6 protein-coding genes are annotated in these 8,759 nt (G+C 64.4%); all 6 read left to right on the top strand.

From position 1 onward, the window contains the following. Positions 1 to 1,544, top strand: a 1,544-nt coding sequence (locus MOV74_RS23290; protein WP_246927517.1) for a bifunctional diguanylate cyclase/phosphodiesterase, incomplete at its 5' end; no start/stop codon positions are given. A 257-nt stretch (positions 1,545 to 1,801) separates the two neighbouring features. Next, on the top strand, positions 1,802 to 3,244 hold the full coding sequence (locus MOV74_RS23285; protein ID WP_246927514.1) for a sigma-54-dependent Fis family transcriptional regulator: 1,443 nt from the start codon (positions 1,802 to 1,804) through the stop codon (positions 3,242 to 3,244). A 196-nt stretch (positions 3,245 to 3,440) separates the two neighbouring features. After that, positions 3,441 to 4,751, top strand: a complete 1,311-nt coding sequence (locus MOV74_RS23280) for an MFS transporter (RefSeq protein ID WP_246927499.1) — start codon at positions 3,441 to 3,443, stop codon at positions 4,749 to 4,751. A gap of 110 nt (positions 4,752 to 4,861) precedes the next feature. Next, on the top strand, positions 4,862 to 6,889 hold the full coding sequence (locus MOV74_RS23275) for an acyl CoA:acetate/3-ketoacid CoA transferase (RefSeq protein ID WP_309486829.1): 2,028 nt from the start codon (positions 4,862 to 4,864) through the stop codon (positions 6,887 to 6,889). A 106-nt stretch (positions 6,890 to 6,995) separates the two neighbouring features. Beyond that, positions 6,996 to 8,180, top strand: a complete 1,185-nt coding sequence (locus tag MOV74_RS23270; RefSeq protein ID WP_246927495.1) for a substrate-binding domain-containing protein — start codon at positions 6,996 to 6,998, stop codon at positions 8,178 to 8,180. Positions 8,181 to 8,349: 169 nt separating this feature from the next. Beyond that, positions 8,350 to 8,759, top strand: a 410-nt coding sequence (locus tag MOV74_RS23265) for an ATP-binding cassette domain-containing protein (protein WP_246927485.1), incomplete at its 3' end; no start/stop codon positions are given.

Raw genomic sequence — 8,759 nt, 5'->3', positions numbered from 1 at the left:
CCTGCCGCAAGGCTCTGAGCGCCGGCCAGCCTGTCGTCACCGAGGAGGCGCTTCACGGCGGCGCCGCGCGCCAGGTCCTGCTCACGACCCATCGTCCCGTTCGCCTTGCCGGACGCGAGCTCCTGATCTCGGCGTCTTCCGACATCACCGAGCAGAAGAATTTCGAGGACCAGCTGTTCCGCTCGGCCTATTTCGACGAGTTGACCGGACTGCCCTCGCGGCGCGTGATCGAGCATCGCGCCAACAATCTGCTTGCGGAGAATCGCAGCGGCGAACGTTTCGCGCTGGCCTTCCTCGACGTCGACAATTTCAAGCACATCAACGACTATTACGGCCACGCGGTCGGCGATGCGCTGCTGGTCGAGCTGTCGAAGCGGCTCGGTCGCGACTTGCGTGACTCCGACATGCTGTCGCGCATCTCCGGCGACGAATTCCTGCTGCTGCTGTCGCCGATCCAGAGCCAGGAGGAGGTCGCCGAATTCATGCAGTCGACGCTGGAGCGGCTGACCGCGCCGTTCTTCATCGACCATTCGGAGGTCTTCGCCTCGACCTCGGTCGGCATCAGCCTCTATCCCGACCACGGCAGCAGTTTCGAGACGCTGCGCCAGAACGCCGACATCGCGATGTACCGTATCAAGAACAACGGCAAGGGACTGGCCGCCTTCTTCGATGCCAGCATGGAGCGCGAGGCGCAGGCGCGGATGAAGGTCGAGCAGTCGCTACGGCTCGCCATCCTGGAAAAGCGCTTCTGCTGCGCCTTTCAGTCCAAGGTCGACATTCGCACCCAGGCCGTGAAGGGCATCGAGGCCCTGGTGCGCCTGCGCGACGACGAAGGAGTGATCCAGGCGCCCGGCTCGTTCATCAATCTCGCCAGCGAGCTCGGCCTGATCGACGAGCTGACTCACCTCGTCCTCGCCGAGATCGTCAAGTCGATCGACCTGATCAACGAGACGTTTGGCGCGGAAGCGACCATCAGCATCAACGTCGCCGCCAAGCAGGCCGGCAATCCCGAATTCATGCGCAGCTTCGCGCAGGCGCTGGACGACACCGGATTTCCCAACCGCTTCATGATCGAGCTGACGGAAGATGCCTTCGTCGCCAAAAATCATTTCCAGGACGAGATCCTGCCGGCGTTCCGCAAGCTCGGTGTCGGCATCTCGATCGACGATTTCGGCACCGGCTATTCCTCGCTCTCCGCGCTGGCCGACATCACCGCCGACGAGATCAAGATCGACCGCTCCTTCATCACCGACATTCATAAGCGCCCGCGCAGCCAGGGCATCCTGCGCGCGATCGAATCCTTGAGCGAAGCGCTCGGCATGACCGTGATTGCCGAGGGTCTCGAATCCTACGAGGAGCTCGCCTATCTCCAGGCCGCGACCAAGATCCGCTACGCGCAGGGCTATTACTTCTCCCGGCCGATCTTCCTGGAGGAGCTGAAGCTCGCAACGCCGCTCTCCAGCGAAGCCCGGGCGAGCGTTGCAAGCCGCCCGCACCAGCAGAACCGCCAGGGCTATTCGCGCGCGAGCGGGTATCGAAGGTAGGGCACGTTCCTCGACCACCCAACAAACTCCTGATTCCGTCATCCTGAGGTGCAAGTGGCGCTCGCGCCGCGAGCCTCGAAGGATGCACGGCCCGCCAGCCGGGCCCGTCGCCCTTCGAGGCTCGCTGCGCTCGCACCTCAGGGTGACGGGAGGTCGATCGCGAGCGGGGTATTGGCGTTAACCCCGCTGCATCGATTCCCCCTTTGAAATCGCTACCCTTTTGCTGATACACAGGCGGACTTCCCGTGGGATATGTCATGTCCGCCGCTTCCTCCTCGATCAGCGATCCCGCCTATCTCCGTGCGCGCGCGATGGAGACGCTGTTCGAGCGGCTGGAAAAGCTCTGCGAGGGCGCGATCGCGATCGACCGCGGCGGACGGGTCGTGTACGTCAACGAAAAATATCTCGCCGCGCTCGGTCTCAAGCGCATCAGTGAAGCGATGGGGCGGCCGATCGAGGAGGTCATCCCCAACAGCCTGATGCGCAAGGTGGCCGAGACCGGCGAGCCGATCCTGCTCGACATCATGGAGCTCGGCGGCGAGCAACTCGTCGTCACCCGCATGCCGATCGAGGACGAGAACGGGACGGTGATCGGCGCGATCGGCTTCGTGCTTTATGACCACCTCGAAAGCCTGAAGCCGCTGCTCGCCCGCGTCGCCCAGCTCGAGAGCGATCTGCGGCTGGCACGGCGGCAATTGTCCAATGCCCGCGCCGCGCGCTTCACCTTCGCCGACTACGTCGGCACCACGCCGGGAATTGCCCAGGCCAAGGCGCTGGCAAGCCGCGCCGCGCGGCAGAGCGTCACGGTGCTCCTCACCGGCGAGACCGGAACGGGCAAGGAGATGCTGGCGCAGGCGATCCACAATGCTTCGTCCCGTGCGGAGAAGCCGTTCGTCAGCGTCAATGTCGCCGCCGTCCCGGACACACTGATCGAGTCGGAGTTCTTCGGCACCGCGCCGGGCGCCTATACCGGCGCCGACCGACGGGGACGCGAGGGCAAATTCCGGATCGCCGACGGCGGCACGCTGTTCCTCGACGAGATCGGCGAGATGCCGCTGCAATTGCAGGCCAAGCTGCTGCGCGTGCTGCAGGAGCGCGAGATCGAGCCGCTTGGCTCGGACAAGATCTCCAGGATCGACGTGCGCGTGGTCGCAGCGACCAATGTGGACTTGCGCAAGCGCGTCAGCGACGGCACGTTCCGCCCCGACCTCTATTATCGCCTGAACGTGCTCTCGATCGAGCTGCCGCCGCTGCGCCAGTGCCTGGACGATCTCCCGGACATCTGCGCCCGGCTGCTCGAGGACATCAGCGCCTCCGGCGACTACGTCAAGGCGAAGATCACGCCGAGCGCGCTCGCCGCGCTCGCACGCTACGATTGGCCGGGCAACGTCCGGGAGCTCCGCAACATCCTGGAGCGGGCGCTGATCCTCAGCGATTCCGGCCGGCTGACCGGCGAGGATTTCGCGCGCATCCTTCCCGTCGGCACCGAGATCAAGCCGGCTGCGCCCGAGCGCGCGGCCGGAACAATCGTGCCCTATGCCGAGGCCGAGGCCGAATTCGAGAAGCACACGCTCGAACAGGCACTCGCCGCCAGCAATGGCCAGATCTCCGAGGCCGCCAGGATGCTGCGGATCTCACGCGCGACCTTCTACAAGAAGCTCGCCAAGTTCGGCCTCGCCTCGGGACCGGCCTCCGTCTGAGTTTCGAGACACCGGACTGTCCGGAGTCTCGGAATCCGGACATGGCGTCTCGACGCTCCTTCCGGCCACCGATGCGGGAATTGCCGTCTTTTAAGCCCTTTTGCGCAAACCCTCCGCATCTGGCGCGGACCTTGCTCTTCGCTTTGCACAATGACGCATGCTGCACATGCGCATTCGCAACCAGGGAGGACGCAAGATGAGTGAAGCGATCACGGTCCATCAGCTTCAGGCGAGACAGCCCTCGCACGTCACGGTCGCCACCGCGAGCCTGATCGGCACGGCCATCGAGTGGTACGACTTCTTCCTTTACGGCACCGCCGCGGCGCTGATCTTCAACAAGCTGTTCTTTCCGACCTTCGACCCCATGATGGGAACGCTGTTGGCGTTCGCGACCTACGCGCTCGGCTTCATCGCGCGTCCGCTCGGCGGCGTCGTGTTTGGGCATTACGGCGACAAGATCGGCCGCAAGACCATGCTGTATCTGACGCTGCTGATCATGGGCGTGGCGACAGCGGCGATCGGATTCCTGCCGACCTACGAGACCGCCGGCATCTGGGCCGCCGTCCTGCTCGTCACCTGCCGCCTGATCCAGGGCTTTGGCCTCGGGGGCGAATGGGGTGGCGCGGTGCTGATGGCAGTCGAGCACGCGCCGGCGGACAAGAAGGGCTTCTACGGCAGCTGGCCGCAGCTCGGAGCGCCGCTCGGCCTCGTGCTCGGCACGCTCGTTTTCTCGGTGGTGTCGGCGATGCTGACCGACGCGCAGCTCCTCGCCTGGGGCTGGCGCATCCCGTTCCTGTTCTCGATCGCGCTGGTGCTGGTCGGCCTGTGGATCCGCTTCACCATCGCGGAATCCCCGGAGTTCCAGAAGGTCAAGGACACCAAGCAGGAAGTGAAGATGCCGATCCTCGAGGCCATCAGGATGTACCCGAAGAACATCCTGCTGGCGATGGGCGCGCGCTTCGCCGAGAACGGCTTCTTCTACATCTATGCGACCTTCGTGCTCGCCTATGCCACGCAATCGCTCGGCATGAACAAGCAGGACATGCTCAACGGCGTGCTGATCGGCGCGGCGATCGAGACCTTCACCATCCCGGCCTTCGGCGCGCTGTCCGACCGCGTCGGGCGGCGGCCGGTCTACATCTTCGGCGCGGTGTTCTCGGCGCTGATGTCTTTCCCGCTGTTCATGCTGCTGGCCACCAAGAACCCGCAATATGCCTGGATCGCGATCGTGCTCGGCCTCGCCATCGGTCATGCCGCGATGTACGGCCCGCAGGCGAGCTTCCTGTCGGAGCTGTTCGGCACCAAGGTGCGCTATAGCGGCGTCTCGCTCGGCTACAACCTCGCCTCGATCTTCGCCGGCGCGCTGTCGCCGCTGATCGCGACGGGATTGATGACGGCCTACGCGCCTGCCACCTGGCCGATCTCGCTCTACATGATCGCGCTGGCGCTCATCACCATCGTGTCGGTCTATTTCGCCACCGAAACACGCAAGATAGTTCAGGGCTGAGCGTCCTGATGACGTTTTCATCGCGAGGAGCGGCCTGTTCCACGGCTGCTCCTCGCGATAGGATCAATGCACAACAACGGCAGACGATCGAAGGGACCGGGAGGCACGCCGTGAGCCATCATCCAGCTCTGCCCTATTTGCGCAATTCCGAGAAAGGCAAGGTCGTCACGGCCGCCGAAGCGGTTATGCTGATCCGCGACGGCGACACGGTGGCGACCGGCGGCTTCGTTGGCATCGGCTTTGCCGAGGAGATCGCAATCGCGCTGGAGGAGCTGTACCTCTCCCATGAAGGCGATGCGCCCTATACGCAGGGCAAGCCGCGCAACCTGACGCTGGTCTATGCGGCGGGCCAGGGCGACGGCAAGCAGCGCGGCCTCAATCATTTCGCACATGAAGGCCTGGTCCGGCGCGTGATCGGGGGGCATTGGGGGCTTGCGCCGAAATTGCAGCAACTCGCGATCGCGAACCAGATCGAGGCCTATAACCTGCCGCAGGGCGTCATCACGCATCTGTTCCGCGATATCGCCGCGCACCGGCCCGGCCATGTCACCCGCGTCGGCATCGGCACCTTCGTCGACCCCCGGCAGGGCGGCGGCAAGCTGAACGCACGCACCACCGAGGACATGGTGGAGCTGATCAGGATCGGCGGCGAAGACTGCCTGCTCTACAAGACCTTTCCGATCAATGTCGGGATCATCCGCGCCACCACAGGCGATCCCGACGGCAACCTCACCATGGAGAAGGAGGCGCTGACGCTGGAGGCGCTCGCCATCGCCATGGCGGCGCATAATTCCGGCGGCATCGTCATCGCCCAGGTCGAACGCGTGGCCGAGGCCGGCAGCCTCAATCCGCGCCAGGTCAAGATTCCCGGCATCCTCGTCGACTGCGTTGTGGTGGCCAAGCCCGAGAACCACTGGCAAACCTTCGGCACGCAATACAATCCGGCATTCTCGAGCGAGATCCGCGTCCGTGCCGCCTCGCTGTCGGTGATGCCGGTCAGCGAGCGCAAGATCATCGCCCGTCGCGCCGCCCTCGAGCTGAAGGCCAACAGCGTCGTCAATCTCGGCATCGGCATGCCCGAGGGGATTGCCTCCGTGGCCAATGAGGAGCGGATCATCGACCTGATCACGCTGACGGCGGAGCCCGGCGTGATTGGCGGGATCCCCGCGAGCGGCATCGATTTCGGCGCGGCGATCAACACGCAGGCGGTGATCGACCAGCCGTATCAGTTCGACTTCTACGACGGCGGCGGCCTCGATGCGGCCTTTCTCGGGCTCGCCCAGGTCGATCGTGCCGGCAACCTCAATGTCAGCAAGTTCGGGCCGAAACTCGCAGGTGCCGGCGGCTTCATCAACATCAGCCAGAACGCCAAGGAGGTCATCTTCGTCGGCACCTTCGGCGCGGGCAGGCAACGCATCGCAGTGAACGACGGCAAGCTCGTCATTCTCGACGAGGCGCCATCGCGCAAGTTCGTGGACAGCGTCGAGCACGTCACCTTCAGCGGCCCGTTCGCCGCCACGCGCAAGCAGCGCACGCTTTACGTCACCGAGCGCTGCGTGTTCGAGCTGCACCCCGACGGGCTCGAGCTGACGGAAGTTGCGCCCGGCATCGATATCGAGCGCGACATCTTGCGCCTGATGGATTTCAAGCCGTTGATCCCGCGCGATCCCGCCTTGATGGACGCGCGCATCTTCGGCGAAGGTCTCATGGATCTGCGCGAGCGCCTGCTCACCATTCCGCTCGATCAGCGCTTCACGCTGGACGAGCAGCAGAACCTGTTCTTCGTCAACCTGGAGCGTTATCCGCTGCGCAGCAAGGCCGAGATCGACACCATCGCTGATATCGTCGAGGCCAGGCTCGCTCCGCTCGGCCGCCGGGTCTACGCCATCGTCAATTATGACAATTTTTCCATCCTGCCGGAACTGATGGACGATTATTCGGCCATGGTGCGCAGTCTCGTCGATCGCTTCTATTCCGGCGTGTCGCGCTACACCACGTCGGGCTTCCTGCGCATCAAGCTCGGCGAAGCCCTGGAGAGGCGCGGCGTCGCGCCGCATATTTTCGAAAGCGCCGATGAGGCGCAGTCGGATCGGCGTCAGGCCGAAGGAGCCGGCAACGAGCGGCTAGCCCAAAAATGATGCATGTTCAAAAGGCCGACACGCTCGGCCGGAAGGTTCAATTGCAATGTTCGTAACGTTGTGCAAATCGCTGTTGCCGAGAAACTTTAAATCAGGAGGGACCATCGTGCGTCGATCACTCATCATAACAACAACCATCCTCGCGCTCGCCGCGGGCACCTCCGCACGGGCCGACGATCTCAAGGTCGCGCTGATCTACGGCAAGACCGGCCCGCTCGAGGCCTATGCCAAGCAGACCGAGACCGGCCTGAAAATGGGCTTCGAATACGCCACCAAGGGCACGATGACACTCGATGGTCGCAAGATCGTCATCATCACCAAGGACGACCAGGGCAAGCCGGACCTTTCGAAGGCCGCGCTCGCCGAAGCCTATCAGGACGACAAGGCCGACATCGCGATCGGCACGACCTCGTCGGCAGCCGCGCTCGCCATTCTCCCGGTCGCCGAGGAAAACAAGAAGATCCTGATCGTCGAGCCCGCCGTCGCGGATCAGATTACCGGCGAGAAGTGGAATCGCTACATCTTCCGCACCGGGCGCAACTCCTCGCAGGACGCCATCTCCAACGCGGTCGCGATCGGCAAGCAGGGCGTCACCGTCGCGACCCTGGCGCAGGACTATGCCTTCGGCCGCGACGGCGTCGCCGCCTTCAAGGAGGCGCTCGCCAAGACCGGCGCGACGCTCGCTGCGGAGGAATATGCCCCGACCTCCACCACCGACTTCACCGCTGTAGGCCAGCGCCTGTTCGACGCGCTGAAGGACAAGCCGGGCCGCAAGGTGATCTGGGTGATCTGGGCCGGCGCAGGCAATCCGCTGGCCAAGCTCCAGGACATGGACCCGAAGCGCTACGGCATCGAGCTTTCCACCGGAGGCAACATCCTGCCGGCGCTCGCCGCCTACAAGGGCCTCCCCGGCATGGAAGGCGCGACCTATTATTTCTACGAGATCCCGAAGAACCCGGTGAACGACTGGCTGGTCGCCGAGCACCAGAAGCGCTTCAACGCGCCGCCGGACTTCTTCACCGCTGGCGGCTTTGCCGCCGCGATGTCCGTCGTCGCCGCCGTCACCAAGGCGAAGTCGACCGACACCGAGAAGCTGATCAATGCGATGGAAGGCCTGGAGTTCGACACGCCGAAGGGCAAGATGGTGTTCCGCAAGGAAGACCATCAGGCGCTGCAGAGCATGTATCACTTCAAGGTCAAGGTCGATCCGAACGTCGCCTGGGCCGTGCTCGAGCCGGTGCGCGAGCTGAAGATCGAAGACATGGACGTGCCGGTCAAGAACAAGCGCTGAGCTTTCTTGCTTCACCTCTCCCGCTTGCGGGAGAGGCCGGGAGAGGGCTCTCAACTCTTGGGGAGTCTTCGTCGCGGAAACACCCTCTCCCCAACCCTCCCCCGCAAGCGGGGGAGGGGGCGCACTGTGATCGCGGACATAGCTCCATCTCACACTCACCCGACACACAATGACCCTCACCCTCGAAACCCGCGACCTCACCATTCGCTTCGGCGGCCATGTCGCGGTCAATAACGTGACCTGCACGTTCCGTCCGGGCGAGCTCACCGCGATCGTTGGGCCGAACGGCGCCGGCAAGACCACCTATTTCAATCTGATCTCGGGCCAGCTGCGCGCCTCGAACGGCAGCATCCTGTTCGGCGGCACCGACATCACCCAGCACTCCGCGCCGCTGCGCACCCGCGCGGGCCTCGGGCGCGCCTTCCAGCTCACCAATCTCTTCCCGAACCTCACCGTGGAAGAGAACGTTCGCCTCGCGGTGCAGGCCGCCAGCGGCACCCATTACGACATGCTGCGGCCCTGGACGGTCCGCCGCGACCTGATCGCGCGCGCCGACGCCATCCTGGACCAGGTCGCGCT

It is taken from the genome of Bradyrhizobium sp. SHOUNA76 (assembly GCF_023006445.1).
Lineage (GTDB): Bacteria > Pseudomonadota > Alphaproteobacteria > Rhizobiales > Xanthobacteraceae > Bradyrhizobium.
The sequence above is the reverse complement of the archived record's forward strand: the minus strand, read 5'-3'. Positions and strand labels throughout refer to the sequence as shown.